Annotated in this window: 16 protein-coding genes and 1 pseudogene; 8 read left to right on the top strand and 9 right to left on the bottom strand. The window is 45.9% G+C overall.

The annotated features are described in order from the left end of the window. Positions 1-402 (bottom strand): annotated as a pseudogene (locus MD535_RS17290) (transketolase); the annotation flags it as partial. A 327-nt stretch (positions 403-729) separates the two neighbouring features. On the opposite strand from MD535_RS17290, the gene metK reads away from it, so the two are divergent. From metK to ruvX, 8 genes are all read left to right on the top strand, one after another. Next, positions 730-1884 carry a methionine adenosyltransferase gene (metK, locus tag MD535_RS17295; RefSeq protein ID WP_265676298.1) on the top strand — a complete coding sequence of 385 codons (1155 nt, stop codon included), beginning with the start codon at positions 730-732 and terminating at the stop codon, positions 1882-1884. Positions 1885-2233: 349 nt separating this feature from the next. Next, positions 2234-3028 carry a DUF2189 domain-containing protein gene (locus tag MD535_RS17300; protein WP_265676299.1) on the top strand — a complete coding sequence of 265 codons (795 nt, stop codon included), beginning with the start codon at positions 2234-2236 and terminating at the stop codon, positions 3026-3028. A 73-nt stretch (positions 3029-3101) separates the two neighbouring features. Beyond that, positions 3102-3599: a SprT family zinc-dependent metalloprotease gene (locus MD535_RS17305; RefSeq protein ID WP_265676372.1), complete on the top strand. Its 498-nt coding sequence runs from the start codon at positions 3102-3104 to the stop codon at positions 3597-3599. 93 nt (positions 3600-3692) lie between these two features. Then, positions 3693-4403: an endonuclease gene (locus MD535_RS17310; RefSeq protein WP_265676300.1), complete on the top strand. Its 711-nt coding sequence runs from the start codon at positions 3693-3695 to the stop codon at positions 4401-4403. A gap of 99 nt (positions 4404-4502) precedes the next feature. Next, the gene (rsmE, locus tag MD535_RS17315) at positions 4503-5234 is read left to right on the top strand and encodes a 16S rRNA (uracil(1498)-N(3))-methyltransferase (protein WP_265676301.1); all 732 of its coding nucleotides are present in this window, start codon (positions 4503-4505) and stop codon (positions 5232-5234) included. Between the two features lie 13 nt (positions 5235-5247). Further along, the gene (gshB, locus tag MD535_RS17320; RefSeq protein WP_265676302.1) at positions 5248-6195 is read left to right on the top strand and encodes a glutathione synthase; all 948 of its coding nucleotides are present in this window, start codon (positions 5248-5250) and stop codon (positions 6193-6195) included. A 97-nt stretch (positions 6196-6292) separates the two neighbouring features. Next, complete coding sequence (locus MD535_RS17325; RefSeq protein ID WP_250615846.1) at positions 6293-6862, top strand: YqgE/AlgH family protein; 570 nt, start codon at positions 6293-6295, stop codon at positions 6860-6862. Positions 6863-6864: 2 nt separating this feature from the next. Continuing rightward, entirely contained in the window at positions 6865-7290 is a 426-nt protein-coding gene (gene ruvX, locus MD535_RS17330) for a Holliday junction resolvase RuvX (protein ID WP_265676303.1), read from the top strand. Between the two features lie 123 nt (positions 7291-7413). Here ruvX and luxS read toward each other — a convergent pair whose 3' ends face one another. The 8 genes from luxS to MD535_RS17370 all read right to left on the bottom strand — a co-directional run bounded on the left by luxS (position 7414) and on the right by MD535_RS17370 (position 17391). Then, positions 7414-7932 (bottom strand): S-ribosylhomocysteine lyase, encoded by a 519-nt coding sequence (gene luxS, locus MD535_RS17335; protein WP_265676304.1) that lies wholly within the window; start codon positions 7930-7932, stop codon positions 7414-7416. Between the two features lie 133 nt (positions 7933-8065). Further along, complete coding sequence (gshA, locus tag MD535_RS17340; RefSeq protein WP_265676306.1) at positions 8066-9643, bottom strand: glutamate--cysteine ligase; 1578 nt, start codon at positions 9641-9643, stop codon at positions 8066-8068. An 87-nt stretch (positions 9644-9730) separates the two neighbouring features. Further along, positions 9731-12586 (bottom strand): M16 family metallopeptidase, encoded by a 2856-nt coding sequence (locus MD535_RS17345; protein ID WP_265676307.1) that lies wholly within the window; start codon positions 12584-12586, stop codon positions 9731-9733. A gap of 9 nt (positions 12587-12595) precedes the next feature. Beyond that, positions 12596-13051: a YqaA family protein gene (locus tag MD535_RS17350; RefSeq protein WP_265676308.1), complete on the bottom strand. Its 456-nt coding sequence runs from the start codon at positions 13049-13051 to the stop codon at positions 12596-12598. Then, positions 13045-13995 carry an NADP-dependent oxidoreductase gene (locus MD535_RS17355; RefSeq protein WP_265676309.1) on the bottom strand — a complete coding sequence of 317 codons (951 nt, stop codon included), beginning with the start codon at positions 13993-13995 and terminating at the stop codon, positions 13045-13047. Before MD535_RS17355 ends, MD535_RS17350 begins: the two co-directional genes overlap by 7 nt. Before the next feature lie 182 nt (positions 13996-14177). Continuing rightward, positions 14178-15308: a sodium ion-translocating decarboxylase subunit beta gene (locus tag MD535_RS17360; protein WP_265676310.1), complete on the bottom strand. Its 1131-nt coding sequence runs from the start codon at positions 15306-15308 to the stop codon at positions 14178-14180. Positions 15309-15317: 9 nt separating this feature from the next. Next, on the bottom strand, positions 15318-17102 hold the full coding sequence (oadA, locus tag MD535_RS17365; protein WP_265676311.1) for a sodium-extruding oxaloacetate decarboxylase subunit alpha: 1785 nt from the start codon (positions 17100-17102) through the stop codon (positions 15318-15320). Between the two features lie 31 nt (positions 17103-17133). Beyond that, positions 17134-17391, bottom strand: a complete 258-nt coding sequence (locus MD535_RS17370; protein WP_265676312.1) for an oxaloacetate decarboxylase subunit gamma — start codon at positions 17389-17391, stop codon at positions 17134-17136. Between the last annotated feature and the right edge of the window lie 274 nt (positions 17392-17665).

Consider the following 17665-nt stretch of genomic DNA (forward strand, 5'->3'; position numbering starts at 1 on the left):
CGCCAACGATTTTTCTGCCATCGCCATACCAACCGCGTTGGTGATGCCTTGACCTAGCGGGCCCGTTGTCGTCTCTACACCCGGTGCGTAACCATACTCTGGGTGACCAGGGGTTTTAGAGTGTAACTGACGGAAGTTTTTCAGATCATCGATTGATAACTCGTAACCGCTTAAGTGAAGCAGAGAATAAATCAACATAGAACCGTGGCCGTTTGACAAAATAAAACGATCACGATCAGCCCATTCAGGGTTTTGAGGGTTGTGATTTAGGTGAGAGCGCCAAAGTACTTCGGCGATATCAGCCATACCCATAGGGGCGCCTGGGTGACCAGAGTTGGCTTGTTGAACACCATCCATGCTAAGGGCACGGATTGCATTAGCTAATTCTTTACGAGACGACATGTCTGCTCCTGAGTGCATTAAGCGAATTTCAAGTTGATTCCTTGCTGAATAAAGTCAGCGGCAAGCATTGTCGCAAAGCCCCCCAACCTCTGCAAACGTTTTACCGCCATTTTGAGCATTTTTACTGGGTTTTTTTACCCCGTTCCACTGTGATACCTCCAAAATGCGCAAACGTTTGGCTATAACATAAAAGTAAAAATCGCTTGATTCTCAAACATCGATGACTAGAATAGACGTCTAGATGTAGATACACCTACAAAATATCATTGTATTTTTTATAGGCGAGCACAATATTGCTGGCCTTATTTAACTGTAATTGGAGCTCTCATGGCTAAGCACCTGTTCACTTCTGAATCTGTTTCAGAAGGACATCCTGATAAAATTGCTGACCAAATTTCTGATGCTGTACTTGACGCAATTCTAGAACAAGACCCGAAAGCGCGTGTTGCTTGTGAAACGTATGTAAAAACAGGCATGGTAATGGTTGGTGGTGAAGTCACGACCTCAGCGTGGGTAGACATCGAAGAAATCACTCGTGAAACGGTTCGCGAAATTGGCTACGTTCACTCTGATATGGGCTTTGATGCCGACTCTTGTGCAGTACTAAACACCATTGGTAAGCAATCTCCAGACATCAACCAAGGTGTTGATAAAGCCGATCCAAAAGAGCAAGGCGCGGGTGACCAAGGTATCATGTTTGGTTACGCGACTAACGAAACGCCAATCCTAATGCCAGCTCCGATTACTTACTCTCATTTACTTGTGAAAAAACAAGCTGAAGTTCGTAAGAGCGGCAAACTTGATTTCCTTCGTCCAGATGCGAAATCTCAAGTTACCTTCCAATACGACCAAGGTAAGATCGTTGGTATCGATGCGGTTGTACTTTCAACTCAGCACTGCGATTCCGTCACAACACCAGATCTTCGTGAAGCCGTAATGGAAGAGATCATCAAGCCAGTACTTCCGGCTGAGTGGATCAACAAAGACACTAACTTCTTCATCAACCCAACGGGTCGTTTCGTTATCGGCGGTCCTATGGGCGATTGTGGTCTAACGGGTCGTAAGATCATCGTTGATACCTACGGCGGCGCAGCTCGCCACGGTGGCGGTGCGTTCTCTGGTAAAGATCCATCAAAAGTTGACCGTAGTGCAGCATACGCGGCACGTTATGTAGCGAAAAACATCGTTGCTGCTGGCATGGCAGATCGTTGTGAAATTCAATTGTCGTACGCTATCGGTGTTGCTGATCCTACGTCGATCATGGTTGAAACATTTGGTACCGAGAAAGTCGCACACGACATCATCATTGAAGCAGTTCGTCAAAACTTCGACCTGCGTCCGTACGGCCTACAAGAAATGTTGAACCTGCTTCAACCTATCTACAAGCAGACGGCGGCTTATGGTCACTTTGGTCGTGAAGAATTCCCATGGGAAGCGACTGATAAAGCGGCAATCCTACGTGACTTTGCTGGTATTAAATAACGCTCTCTATCACGCATAGCGATAATTCAAACAAAAAGCCCTCAAAAAATATTTGAGGGCTTTTTTTTACTATTAGTAATCATTTCAATCACTTTGTTATAAAAGTGTTATAAAGCTGCGTTATGGCCCATCTTTTCTACCCTACAAAAATTGTGTTTTTTCCCGACTAGGTCAATAGTTAACGTTAAGAGTAACGATGCAGAATGAGAATTACGCTAACTCATCAACACGCATCCTTAACTCCATTTTGGGAACACGCTGCGCCAATACCGTGATCACATGATCATACGGCTCGTTCATGTCCCTTAAATCAGAGACGAAGGCCAGATTGTCAAATCAGGGAGGACATATGCCTCGAACCGCTCAGACAGAAGACTTCCAAAAAAAACACGAAGTCAAAGATCAGGATTACGCTAAAACCATACCTTGTAACCAAGTCAGCATTTCTGCACCCTTTCACTGGCTCGCACTGGGCCTGCATGACCTAATCAGAATGCCGGTTATCAGCGCATTTTATGGGCTGTGTTTTACCGCAGCAGCCGTCGCGATTGTTCAGCTAGTACAGTGGCAAGGTACCCATTTAGTCATCATGCCAAGCCTTGTGGTGTATATGCTCATTGGCCCTTTCCTTGCATTAGGGCTTTATGACGCCGCTTGGGAAAGAGAGAAAGGTCATAAGGCCAGCTTATTTCATTCCATGAAAGCCATTGGTCGCAACTCCACCTCACAGTGGGCGTTCGCCGTGTTGCTCGCGGTTGCCATGATATTTTGGATGAGAATAGCCGCGCTGTTACATGCGCTTTACCCATCCGTCCAAGGCGCGCCACTGACAGAATTCGCTCCATTTCTCATTACTGGCTCTGTGATTGGCTTTGTCATCGCTAGCATCATATTTAGCTTATCGGCTTTCTCTATCCCTCTCATGATGGAACGTCGAGTTGATGTAATGACGGCAGTTTTCACCAGTTTTAATGCGGTCAAATCGAATATCCCAGCCATGATTGTCTGGGCATTCATTATTTGCGGTGGAATACTGATTGGCTTTGCCACCTTTGGGTTAGGTATGATTATCACCATGCCGATATTAGGATATGGTACTTGGCACGCCTATCATGAAGTCATTAAGAAAAGACACCATACGTAGTCTTGCTTTACTAGCCCGCTAACCTACAATAACGCCCTTCCATAGGGCGTTATTAGGTTTAACCATGGCTTCATTGACGACTGACTTACACTATCGAGCGTCAAAGCGCTTGGCCGAGTGCATATCAATTGCCGAGCAACACTTCCAACAAACTTTGCCAATACCGACACTCAGCTTCAAATTAAGAGGTAAGGCGGCGGGTAAAGCTTATCTACAAACATGGGAAATTAGGCTGAACCCAGTTCTCTTTACAGAAAACTGCGATACCTTTATTGATGAGGTTATCCCGCATGAGGTCGCCCACCTGCTTGCCTTTAAGTTCTATGGTCGAGTCCCTGCTCACGGTGCTCATTGGCAGTCCATAATGCACCACGTATTTAATGTCTCACCGAAAACCACTCACGCCATGGATATCACATCGGTACAAGGCAAAACATTTGAATATCAATGCCAATGCTCGACCTACCCGTTAACGATTCGCCGACACAACAAAGTACAACGGCAGCAAGCACGCTACTTATGTCAAAAATGCCGCGCTGCTCTTCAATTTTCGGGTAAGCAGCTTAGCTAGTATCCACGATGTCATTAATGTCAAATAAGGTAGTAGTCATAGACTAAAGTGCGATCTAAACTAGGTTATCTAGCACTTTTATCAGACTTATAAATGACCATTCGCGTAACTTCGGCCCTTGTAGTAGGCCTACTTTTTCTGCCCTTAACCGTACAATCAGCACCACCGAGCAGCTTTAGCTCAGCCAAAAGGCAGGCGGTTAAAATCTACGCCGATCACCCTATTAGCTTTTACTGCGGTTGTGATATTCAGTGGCAAGGAAAAAAAGGCACGCCCGATCTCGACTCTTGCGGCTATCAAGTTCGCAAACAACAAAAACGGGCAAGCCGAATTGAATGGGAGCACGTTGTTCCTGCATGGCAATTTGGCCACCAGCGTCAATGCTGGCAGGAAGGAGGACGAAAAAACTGCACTAAAAATGACAAAACGTTCCGATTAATGGAAGCGGATCTTCATAACCTGACACCTGCTATTGGCGAAGTGAATGGCGATCGCTCCAATTACAATTTTAGTCAGTGGAATGGCGTTGATGGTGTGAGCTACGGTCGATGCGAAATGCAGGTCAATTTCAAGCAACGTAAAGTGATGCCACCCGATAGAGCAAAAGGCTCGATTGCTCGAACCTATCTTTATATGAGCCAAGAGTATGGCTTCACACTGTCAAAGCAACAAAAACAGCTTATGAATGCGTGGAATCGTTCTTATCCCGCAGATGCATGGGAGTGTGAGCGCGACAAACGTATTGCTTCACGACAAGGTAACAATAACCCTTTTGTGGTCGCAGCTTGTCGTGATCGCTCGTAGGGCTAGAACATTGACTATTTTAGCCAGCAAGCCCTTGTAATTTCTGGGGCTTGCATCCATGTTATACCTCAATACCTTTTTTGTTCGTTGGAAGTTACTATGCGCGTACCTCGTATTTATCACCCTGAAACCATTGTCAGCTTGGGTAGACTCGCACTGAGCGAGGATGCATCCAATCACATTGGCCGTGTATTACGAATGAAAGAAGGCCAAGACGTATTACTCTTTGATGGCAGTGGACATGAATTTCCAGCCACTATAGATGAAGTCACAAAAAAATCAGTCACTGTCGCCTTAACCGAGAAAGTCGCTCACAGTATTGAGTCTCCGCTCGATCTGCATTTAGGGCAAGTAGTCTCTCGCGGTGACAAGATGGAATTTACCATCCAAAAATCGGTTGAATTAGGCGTCAATACCATCACCCCGCTTATTTCAGAGCGTTGCGGTGTAAAACTGGACCCTAAACGCTTTGAAAAAAAGATGCAGCAATGGCAAAAGATCGCTATTAGTGCCTGTGAACAGTGCGGTCGCAATACCGTGCCGACAATACGCCCAATCATGTCATTGGAACAATGGTGTGCAGAACCCTCTGACGCGCTAAAGCTCAATTTGCACCCTAGAGCAAAATACTCGATTAACACACTGCCTGAGCCAATTAGCAAGGTCAGACTGTTGATTGGCCCTGAAGGCGGCTTGTCTCCTCAAGAGATCGAGATGACGGAACAATACCAATTTGAAGAAACCCTGCTTGGCCCCCGCGTACTGAGAACGGAAACCGCTGCCTTAACAGCGATAACCGCCCTCCAAGTCCGCTTTGGCGATTTAGGCTAACTGGAGAACACGCATGATTAAACTCGGAATCGTAATGGACCCAATCTCGTCCATTAACATCAAAAAAGACTCTAGCTTTGCCATGATGCTCGAAGCGCAGCGTCGTGGCTATGAAATCCATTATATGGAAATGCAAGACCTGCACCTTGACCAAGGCGTTGCGGTTGCCGATACAAAAGTAGTAACGCTTAAAGAAGATCCGGCAAGCTGGTATGAGTTCACCTCAGAGCAGACGATTGAACTCGCTGATCTCGACGCCGTTCTTATGCGTAAAGATCCTCCTTTTGATACTGAGTTTATCTATGCGACCTATATTCTTGAACGAGCAGAAGAGAAAGGCACATTAATCGTTAACAAGCCGCAAAGTTTGCGCGATTGTAATGAAAAGCTCTTTACAGCGTGGTTCCCAGAACTCACCCCAACCACTATCGTGACCCGTAAAGCGGAGAAAATTAAAGCTTTCCGTGATACTCATGGCGATGTGATCCTAAAACCATTAGACGGTATGGGTGGCGCTTCAATTTTCCGCGTCAAGCAAGATGATCCAAACGTGTCGGTAATTATTGAAACACTCACCAATCACGGGCAAAACTACGCAATGGCGCAAACTTTTGTTCCCGATATCAGTAACGGTGATAAACGTATTCTCGTGGTTGATGGTGAACCAATGCCTTATTGTCTCGCTCGCATCCCAGCAAAAGGGGAAACACGTGGCAACCTTGCGGCAGGCGGTACAGGTGAAGCTCGTCCACTAAGTGAGACAGATAAACAAATCGCCCTTGCTGTTGCTCCCACTTTGAAAGAGAAAGGGTTAATATTTGTAGGTCTTGATGTTATTGGCGATAAACTGACAGAAATCAATGTGACAAGCCCAACTTGTATTCGCGAGATTGAAGCGGCATTTGATGTTTCTATTACTGGTAAGCTGATGGATGCTATTGAGCGCCGATTAGGTCAATAACCGAGGTTTGTGCCCGTGGTTAACTTAGCATAAGCCAACAGTTATGACTGATAGTTAACACCACAGGTTCCAAACCATGTCACGTTAGGAGGCGAAAATGAACTTAGCTAATCATTTTCTTGTAGCAATGCCCGGAATGAAAGACCCTTACTTTCAACGTACGGTTATCTATGTGTGCGAGCACAATGATGATGGTGCGATGGGGATTATCATCAATACCCCTATTGATGTCACCGTGGCCAACATGCTGTTGCAAGTACAAAATGAGCTACCCATCGCCTCCCAAACGCAGCACAGCAAAAGCCTAGATGAACCGGTTTTAAATGGGGGACCTGTCTCGGAAGACCGAGGCTTTATCCTGCATAAACCCAAAGATAAATATCAATCCAGTATCCAAATTACCGAAAAGATCTCCGTGACCACATCTAAAGACATCCTCGCGGTACTCGGCACTGATGCTCAACCAGAAAACTATTTGGTCGCCTTAGGCTACGCCGGGTGGGACGCGGGTCAATTAGAAACGGAATTGGCGGATAATTCTTGGCTAACGATTGAAGCAGACACTAGCGTGATTTTTGACACTCCGGTCAAAGATCGCTGGCACAGCGCTGTTCAAATGCTCGGTATTGATATTGCACACCTCTCCACTCAAGTTGGGCACGCATAGTCATGACAACAAGAACCATACTCGCCTTTGATTTTGGTACCAAAAGTATCGGAAGTGCCATAGGGCAAGAAGTGACAGGGACCGCGAATCCTTTAAAAGCGTTCAAAGCTAAAGATGGTATTCCCAACTGGGATGACATTGAGAAAACAATTAAAGAATGGCAACCCGATTTGATCGTTGTTGGGCTACCGACCGATCTTCATGGTAAAGATCTCGAGAGTATCACCCCAAGAGCGAAAAAGTTTGCTAACCGACTACACGGGCGCTTTGGTCTGCCCGTCGAGCTTCAAGATGAGCGCCTATCAACGACAGAAGCGAGAGCTGATCTGTTTAGTATGGGCGGTTATAAAGCCCTATCGAAAGGCAATGTAGACTGCCAATCGGCAGTCGTGATTCTAGAAAGTTGGTTTGAAACCCAATGGGGCTAACATCAAGTTGCTAACCTATTCTCGCTCTCTGATTCACGATCAGCGATTCTCACTCGCTTGAGCGCGAAGCTAAAATACAAAAAAAGGATGGCTAGGCCATCCTTTTTTGCTTTCATCGACTCACTAGTCCACTTTAAGCTCTTGTAGCATCGAGTCAGGCAACGCCAATTCATCGTTTTTATTCACTTGAATACCCGCTGCAATGATCGTCGTAGCAATCGATTTAGCCTCTTCTAGAGAGTGCATCGCGGCCGTACCACATTGGTACTCATTCAACTCAGGGATCTTGTTTTGGCTTTCTACTTTTAGTACATCTTGCATTGAGTCTAACCATGCTTGCGCGACGTCTGACTCAGAAGGTGTACCAATCAAGCTCATGTAAAAACCAGTACGGCACCCCATTGGAGAAATATCGATAATTTCAACTTGCTCGCCATTTAAATGCGCACGCATAAAGCCCGCGTACAAATGCTCAAGTGTATGGATCCCAGTTTCAGACAAGATATCTTTATTAGGTACCGTAAAACGAAGATCAAACACAGTGATCGTATCACCCTTTGGCGTTTGCATTGTTTTGGCTACGCGCACAGCAGGGGCGTGCATTTTAGTGTGATCGACGGTAAAGCTATCCAATAAAGGCATCGTTGTTTCTCCGTTAAGGCTTCAAGACATGAAGCTTAGCATTCAATAGTGTATGGTCATTGTAAAAGCACAGCACACACGGTGCAAGCCGAGTATCTTCAGACTCGGCTTACGTGCAGATTGACTGAACTTACTAGTCCGCTTTCGTTTGCAGGTGAGCAAAGTAGTCCGCTAAAAACTCATCAAAGCCTTGCGTATCCGCCGCTTCAATGTCTTTCTGCGCCGCAAATGAGCGAATCACTTCTTCTTCCATCATCGCCTCGCTATAAGTGCGATAACGTTGTTCCGTGTTGCTATTTCGGTATTTTTTACCTAACTCACAACCTACTTTTCCTAAACCACCCAACTCTTTCGTCATCGACAAAAGTTGACCTGAAATCGTTTGCTGAGGATCATCATTCCATTGTTCTAACAAGTTGCACACCGCAACATAGTCATCACTGCCGTGCGCTTCATCCATAACAATAGCAATACTGCGAAGATCGTCAAAGACGCGCTTAACCCAAAGCTGGCTAGAGAGTTTTTCACCTTCACAACCAATTTTAAGCTCCAAGCCTTTTTTACGCCCTTCAAGAATGACTTTGTTCCAGTTCTGACGCCAGCATTCCAGCTCACAATCATCCATCGGCTCTGAATCTTTCAGCGCACACCACGTGATAAATAGATCGAGGAAACGAATCTGCTCTTTTGTAATACCAATAGGACTAAATGGATTCACATCCAACGAACGGACTTCAATGTATTCAACACCGGCTCTCGATAGCGCTTCAGACGGTTTTTCCCCGTTTTTCGCTACTCGCTTTGGTCGAATGGGTGCATAGAGCTCATTTTCAATTTGCAGAACGTAATCATTTAATTGACGGTATTCACCGTCAACTTTGACACCAATTTTGGCAAAGTCATCCGATGGGGTGTGAATCGCTTCATTCAACCCTTCTAAGTATTGATTAAGGCTGTTGAAACCGATTTTAAGCGAGCTTTGCGCATTATTGGTATAACCTAAATCGCTCAAACGCAATGACGTTGCTTCTGGGAGGTAAAGTGTTCCACCTATTTTTTCAAACGGCAGCGCACTCTCTTTTCCTTGCACGAACGAACTGCATAAGGCCGGTGAGGCTCCAAAGAAATAAGGGATGAGCCAACCAAAACGGTAGTAATTTCGGATTAAACCAAAATACCCTTCCGATTTAGAGGCTTGGCGAGAGGGCTCATCTTGTTCACCATAAAGCGCATCCCAAAAAGACTCTGGGAACGAAAAGTTAAAGTGCACACCTGAAATAACCTGCATTAAGCTGCCATAACGGTGCTTTAAACCTTGTCGGTACAAGGTTTTCATTCGTCCTGCATTTGAACTGCCGTACTGCGCAAGGGCAATATCATCTTCTTTGCCGACGTAGCAAGGCATCGAAAGCGGCCAAAGCTTTTCGTTGTCTAACTTCGCTTGAGTGAAGTGATGAATATCTGACAGTTGATTAACGAGAGTATCCACGTCGTGGGAGACTGGCGTAATAAACTCGAGTAATGATTCAGAAAAGTCCGTTGTAATATATTCATTCGTCAGCGCAGAACCTAGCGAGGTAGGGTGAGGCGTCATAGCCAATTGGCCATCTTCGGTATAACGTAACGTCTCTCTTTCTACACCGCGACCAAACTCTTTAAAGACAGTCTGATCTTTAGCAACCTGCTCCAGTCGCGTAGCAAAATTAGTCAAAATGCGATTCGCTTATATGTTGTTGTTCCAATTGAGGGCTAGGTGAAACATTATCAATGCCACTCCTATCCCCCCTATATGGTCACTCTATTGAGAGATTTCAAGCATTTCAATTGGAATATTCAGTTTCTCTAATTGTGGTTTTAATGCCTTGGCATCACCCACGACAATAATCTGATACTGACTCGGGTCAAACCATTTTTCCGCTAGGGCATCCAACTCCGATTTTTCAACGGTTTCAACAATCTCGTTACGCTGCTTGAGGTAATCTCTGTCTAAACTATAGGTCAAAATACTCGATAGTAAGCTGGCTTTTTGGCTCGGAGTTTCGTACGTCAACGCATCTTGCTGACCAACCGCTAATCGCATGAAATTCAGTTCATCTTCTGTCATGCCATTGTCACTGTAATTTTTTAGCTCTTTAAGCAACTCTTCAATGGAAGCAATGGTTGAATCTGCACGTACCTGTGCACTAAAAACGATCGCGCCCACTTCGCGGTTACTGGCAAAGTACCCACTCGCACCATAGGTGTAGCCTTTATCTTCACGTAAATTCTGATTAATCCTGCTATTAAAATTGCCCGCCAAGTTAAAGTTCGCTAAGCGGCTCAAATACAACTCTCCCGTTGCATCAAAGCGCATCCCTTGGCGAACCAAACGCACAATGCTTTGTGGCGCGGCGGGTTTATCCACCAAGTAAATGTGTTGACCCGCTAACGGCTTCACCGCTTCTGGAGCCAACAGAGGGGCAGCTGCACCCTGCCAGTTTTTCCAAAAGCCAAGATTTTGCTCTATCTGTTTACGGCTTACATCACCAACCACCACAATTTGCGCACTTTGCGGCGTGTAGTGCGAACGATAGAAGGCTTTAACTTCATCGAGTGTAATGGAGGCAATCGACGACTCTGATCCGTCAGAAGAACGCCCAAAGACCGTATCACCAAACAGTACATCACGTGTTGCTTGCGATGCCATCCAACTTGGTTTTTGATGCTGATATACCAAACCTTCTAACATCTGTGCTTTCAGGCGGTCAAAGTCACTCTGCTTCATCGCTGGGTTAAACAACACGTCTTGAACTAGCGCTAATGTTTGAGTCAGATTTTTCTCTAGAGAAGAGACGGTGACTCGTGTCGAGTACGAGCCTGCGCTGATGCTAATTTGGCTACCAAGCTGGTCAAGCTTTGCTTGCAGTTCTTCGACACTTAATGTTGTTGTGCCCTCTTCCATCATGGAGGCTGTCATACCCGCAAGGCCTTCTTTGCCTCTCTCGACGTAACGCTCTCCCGCTGGTAACTGAAAATGTATTTCTACGGTTGGTGTTTCTGAGCTCACGGTACCAAGTAGCTCACTACCGTTATCAAAGTGTACTTGGTAAAGCTCTGGCATGGTTGCTTTTACTGCCTGCGCCACTTCTGGCATCGCGCTGCGATCAAAATCATCAACCGGACGGCGGAACGTTAACTGATCTTCGGTCACTTTGACATAAGCAGGTAGCGTGCGTTTAGGGGTCTCAAAGTTCGCCTGTTGCACCGCCATATCCGACTGCCCCACAGGTACCACACTTAATGTCACTTTCGGTTTGTTGTTGATGAATTGATTGTAAGCCGCTTTAACATCTTCAGGTGTGACTGCACGGATCTGAGTAAGCTGCTGCTCTAACCTGTCTGGTTGATTAAAGAAGGTTTGGTTAGACGCAAGCTGCGTGACTTTTCCTTTAACACTTTGCAACGCAAAGACTGAGCCTGATTCAGACAATCCCGTGATCTGTTCTAAACGAGCCTGACTAATGCCTTCTTTTTCAAACTCATCCAGCGTGCTCAACAATTCTTGATAAAGTGCCTTTAAGCCATCTTTATCTGTTGAAGCGCCCATTGCATACACAAAGAAATTGCATGACAACTCATTACATTCGGTAAAAGCACCTGCATCGAGCGCTTTCTGAGTCTTAATCAACTTTTGATACAGTAATCCATTCGTCCCGCCACCAATAGCATCAGCCATTGCTTCGAGTGTGGCTTGATTGTCAGCCCCTCTATAGCTATCGGTCGGCCAGCCTATGACAACCATAGGTTGACGAATTCGGTCTTCTAATGTGACGTAACGATCATTTGGGACAATAGCTGGCTGTTTCGGCGCCTTATCGACACTTGGACCTTTTGGAATAGAACCATAGTACTTACTAATCCACTGTAAGGTCTGCTCGGTATCGATGTCGCCACCAATAGTTAATACCGCATTATTCGGACCATACCAGCGTAAAAAGAAAGCTTTTAGATCATTCACATCCACACGATCTAAATCCTCTACATAACCAATTGGCTGCCACGAATATGGATGCCCTTCTGGATACATGGCCTCACCCATTTTTTCCCAAACTAAGCCGTAAGGGCGATTATCGTAATTTTGTGCGCGTTCATTTTTTACTGTATCTCGCTGGATCTCAAATTTGTGCTGAGAAACTGCGCCAAGTAAAAAGCCCATACGATCGGCTTCAAGCCAAAGAATTTTTTCTAACTGATTCGCAGGGACAGTTTCAAAGTAGTTGGTGCGATCACGTGTCGTGGTGCCATTAAGCGTACCACCAGCTTCGGTGATAATTTTAAAATGTTGCTGGTCACCAACGTGTTCCGAGCCTTGAAACATCATATGCTCAAAAAAGTGTGCAAAGCCCGATTTTCCCACTTCTTCGCGCGCAGAACCTACATGATAAGTGACATCGACATGCACTAACGGATCGGAATTATCAGGGGCAAGGATGACCGTTAAGCCATTATCTAACTGGTACTTCGAATAGGGGATCATCGTTTTACTCGGATCCGGCTTTGCTTCTTCAATCAGACGCACACCATCAGGCAAGTTAACTGTCGTCGATGTTGTAGTCTCGCTGCTACAACCGTAAATAAAGACTAACGACATCATGCCGAGCCAGATCTTTTTCATATATGCTCCTTAGAAGAGACCAAAGAAGATCGCTGCCAATGCAGCGTAGCGAAGCGCCTTACCAATTGCGATAAGTACAACACAAGGAAGAAATTTCATTCTTAACCACCCTGCGGCTAAACACAGGGGATCACCAATGACAGGTAGCCAACTGAACAACAGTGTCCAGTAACCATATTTTTGTATCCAAGCTATGGCTTTATGACCATGCTTTTCGTTTTGAGTTCGATTTGGTAACCAAAGACCGATCCAGTAATTCGTCAACCCACCGAGAGTGTTACCAATTGTCGCTACCAAAATAACGGTCAAAGTACTGTACTGACCCAGACTTAACGTTGCAACTAATCCTGCTTCCGACCCACCGGGTAGCAACGTCGCACTTAAAAAACCGGAGATAAATAAGACCGCTAACGCAGAGTCGGCAAACCAAGACTGCGCTAGATATTGAGAAAACGACTCTAACATTGCATATCCAATAAGACTTTCCCACGCGTGCGGCTGGTTTCAACTTGCTTATGAGCGCTAATAACATCATGCCATGGGAAAATGTGCTGTATTTCTGTTTTCAGTAAACCAACTCCGACCATATATAGCAATGTCTCCATCTGTTTAGGGTCTGGAGACACCAACATGCCGCTGGCACTAAAACCTAGCAGCGTCGCTTTCTCACAGACGAGTTCAGCCGTTACTGTAGGAATGGTGATCACTCGTGCATGGTCTTTTAAACACTTCAATGCATCAAGTGCAACCTCTCCACCAACAAGGTCAATCAGGACATCGATATCAGATAACCGTTCCGAGGCAGGTGCAAATTGATAGTTAATCGCATGTGCACCAAGCGTTGCCAGATAGTCCAAATTAGCTTCACTGCATGTGGTATACACTTCCGCTTTTGTCGCAATCGCAATTTGCACCGCAATATGCCCCACACCACCCGCTCCTGCTAAAATAAGGACACGCTCGCCTTCTTTAACTTGTGCTTTATTAATCGCTTGAGCGGCAGTTTGACCCGCCAAAGGCAATGCCGCCGCCGCTTCCAAAGTCACTGTGCTAGGGATTGAGGATAGCTCGCTCTCTGGGACGCAAACGTATTGGCTATACCCCCCACCTCGAGCCGGAAACCCAATAAAGCCCGCCACTTCATCACCAACAGAGAAACGGGATGCATTGTCGCCGCACTGCTCGATTTTCCCCGAAATGTCATATCCAGGCACCCAAGGCAAGTTGTCTTTATTCTCACTGGCTGCCCAACCAAGACCCGCCCGTGTTTTGACATCAATTGGATTAATGCTAGAAAAAGCGACTCTGACTAGCACTTCCCCCTTCCGGGGTGTTGGCATGTCAATTTCACGCGTTTGGAGCACCTCTGGCGCGCCAAATTCAGGGATTACAATTTGTTTGCATTGCATGTCACTATCCTTTTTTCGTGCAGTGACAACATATTAGCCATTTAGTACCCAGACTACTAGGTCATTAAATCAACCATTCACTGCCGCTATGTAACAAAATAAGCGCCAGATATCGTATCTGAAATACGATAGGCAACAAAAAGGGGAAGCTTAGCTCCCCCTTTTACTATCTAGCAACCTGATTAGCCAACCAGCGCCAGTAGTATGCCTGCCGCAACGGCTGAGCCTAATACACCAGCAACATTTGGTCCCATCGCATGCATCAACAAGAAGTTTTGTGGGTTGGCCTCTAAACCAACTTTATTCACAACTCGCGCTGCCATCGGTACCGCAGAAACACCTGCAGCGCCAATTAATGGGTTAATGTCCTCTTTAGAGTACTTATTAAGAAGCTTAGCCATAAGCACGCCTCCAGCAGTACCAATACTAAATGCCACGGCCCCTAGGGCTAAAATGCCTAAGGTTTCAACGTTTAAGAATTGATCCGCTTGTAACTTTGAACCAACACCTAGCCCTAAAAAGATCGTCACTATGTTAATCAGCTCGTTCTGCGCGGTTTTTGATAGACGATCAACGACACCAGCCTCACGCATCAAGTTACCAAGACAAAACATTCCGACCAATGGCGTTGCAGAAGGTAAGAACAAGATGGTCATTAACAAGACAGCTAGAGGAAAGAGGATCTTCTCCCCTTTACTGACATGACGCAGCTGAGCCATCTTTATCTTGCGCTCTTCTGGAGTCGTCAGTGCTTTCATGATAGGCGGCTGAATAATTGGCACCAATGCCATGTAACTATACGCCGCAACCGCGATGGCTCCCAGTAAATCTGGGGACAAACGACTAGCTAGGAAAATAGCCGTCGGTCCGTCGGCACCACCAATAATGGCAATCGACGCCGCATCTGGCATAGAAAACTCCATACCAGGCACGTAGTTGAGTAAGATTGCGCCAAATAGTGTCGCAAAAATACCAAACTGAGCCGCAGCGCCTAGCCACAACGTTTTCGGGTTGGCAATTAATGCCCCGAAATCGGTCATGGCACCGACGCCCATAAAGATTAACAGTGGAAAAACGCCAGTTTCAATACCGATGTAATACACGTAGTACAATAAGCCGCCGGGATCGGTGAATCCAGCATTAGGGATATTAGCGAGCACTGCACCAAAGCCGATCGGCAATAGCAACAGTGGTTCAAAGCCCTTCTTTATCGCTAAAAACAGCAATAAACCACCGACTAACATCATACAGATCTGGCCAAACTCAAAGTTAGCGATCCCTGTTTCTGACCATAAGGTCATCAATCCGTCCATGGTACTCCCTTACGCCAAACTAACGAGAGGTGCGCCAACGGTAACCGCATCGCCCTCTTTGACATGTATATCGTGCACCACACCACTTTGCGCTGCTCGAACCTCTGTTTCCATTTTCATGGCTTCTAAAATCAGTAGTACGTCGCCCTCTTCCACCTGAGCACCGGACGCGACGTTGACCTTAAAGATATTACCTGCCAACGGTGCACCTACCGCTTCTACGTTCGTAGCAGCAACTGGGGCAGCTTGTACAGGAGCGGCGGCAGAAGGCGTGACTGATGTGAGTTCACCTTTAGGACCGACTTCAACATCATAAACTTGTCCATCCACCTTCACGCTATAAGACTCAATTCCACCACTGCTCGGTGCCGGAGACGCAGCTTGAGCAACGGGTTTCGCTGTTTCTAACGTCGGCGCTGGTTCAAATGCATCGGGATTGTGACGATTTTTTAGGAACTTTAATCCTACTTGTGGGAACAAGGCATACGTCAGTACATCATCAACCGTATCCTCTGCTAAGGAAATCCCCTCGGATTTCGCCTTAACGAGCAGCTCATCGGTTAATGTATGCATTTCCGCTTCCAATCGATCCGCAGGACGACAAGTAATAGGCTCTGCACCATCGAGTACTTTTGCTTGTAGCTCGGCGTTCACTGGTGCTGGCGCAGTTCCGTACTCACCTTTGAGGACACCAGCCGTCTCTTTAGTGATACTCTTATAACGCTCACCAGTCAGCACATTAATGACCGCTTGAGTCCCGACAATTTGCGATGTTGGCGTGACCAATGGAATATGCCCTAAGTCTTCGCGTACGCGAGGGATCTCTTCAAGTACTTCATCAAGACGATCAGCGGCGCCTTGCTCTTTAAGTTGACCTTCCATGTTAGTCAACATGCCACCCGGCACCTGAGCAATCAAAATACGCGAATCGACACCTTTCAGTTGTCCTTCCCATTTTGCGTATTTTTTACGAACTTCTCTAAAGTAAGCCGCGATAGGCTCAATTTGTTCTAGTTTGAGGTTAGTATCACGCTCAGTCCCTTGTAGCATCGCCACCACGGTTTCAGTTGGTGTGTGACCATAAGTCTGACTCATTGATGAAATAGCGGTATCTAAAATATCAATGCCGGCCTCAACCGCTTTTACTGCCGTTGCCGCAGATAAACCCGTTGTAGCATGGCAATGCAATGCGAGTGGCACATCACAAGACTCTTTAATTCTCGTGATAAGATCTTCTGCTTCATAAGGTTTTAAAAGACCTGCCATGTCTTTTATACAAAGAGAGTGACAGCCAAGATCTTCAAGGCGTTTCGCTAGATCAACCCAAGTATTCGTGTTGTGTACTGGACTTGTGGTGTAAGACAATGTTCCTTGTGCATGGGCACCCACGTCAACAGTTGCCTTCACTGCTTTTTCAAAGTTGCGAACATCGTTCATCGCATCAAAGATACGGAAAACATCCATGCCATTGGCATGAGCACGTTCAACAAACTTTTCCACTACGTCATCAGCATAATGGCGATAACCCAATAAATTCTGACCACGCAGAAGCATTTGCATCGGCGTATTTGGCATTGCCTTCTTTAGTTCACGTAAGCGCTCCCAAGGATCTTCACCCAAGAAACGAATACATGAATCAAAAGTGGCACCGCCCCATGTTTCCAACGACCAGTAGCCGACTTTATCCAGCTCGGCGGCAATAGGTAACATATCTTCAATTCGCATACGGGTAGCAAACAGTGACTGATGGGCGTCACGAAGTACCACGTCCGTGATAGCTAGTGGTTTAGACATGCTCATTAACTCCTTTTAATCTTAACTTAATCTATTTTGCGGCCGAAGTGCGGTATTGGTGTACGGCTGCAGAAATAGCAGCGACAACACTCGGGCTAACAGTATTCGATGGGGACAGTGATGGTTTAGTTTGTTTTGGGGCAGCGATCGGCTCTGGCGCTTCTTCTGGCACCAATTTCGACATTAACCGAACGAGATAAACAAGAATAGTTAGAAATACGAATACAACGGACATGCCCGTTAGCATTAGGGTAGCCGCATCGCCTAGCAGGCTTCCAATATTAGTCATTTTGCGTCCTTTCTTTGTCATCCTGACAAGTCATTCAACCAAGTACTAGGCATCATTGCCTAAGGTTAGATATGCATACGTTCTTACATTGCTTCCATTGCAAGAGGACTAGGATTATCTCGATTGGTGAAAGTTTGTCAATTTTGTTTAATCTAGAGTTGCCATTAAAACGTTATTCAAACGAAAAACTATGATGAAGCCGACAATTTATCGTGTAAGACACGTTACACAGAACTTCATACTGAGTGAACAACATAACAAAGTAAGGGTTTAA

Source organism: Vibrio qingdaonensis (genome assembly GCF_026191675.1).
In the GTDB taxonomy this organism is placed as follows: domain Bacteria; phylum Pseudomonadota; class Gammaproteobacteria; order Enterobacterales; family Vibrionaceae; genus Vibrio; species Vibrio qingdaonensis.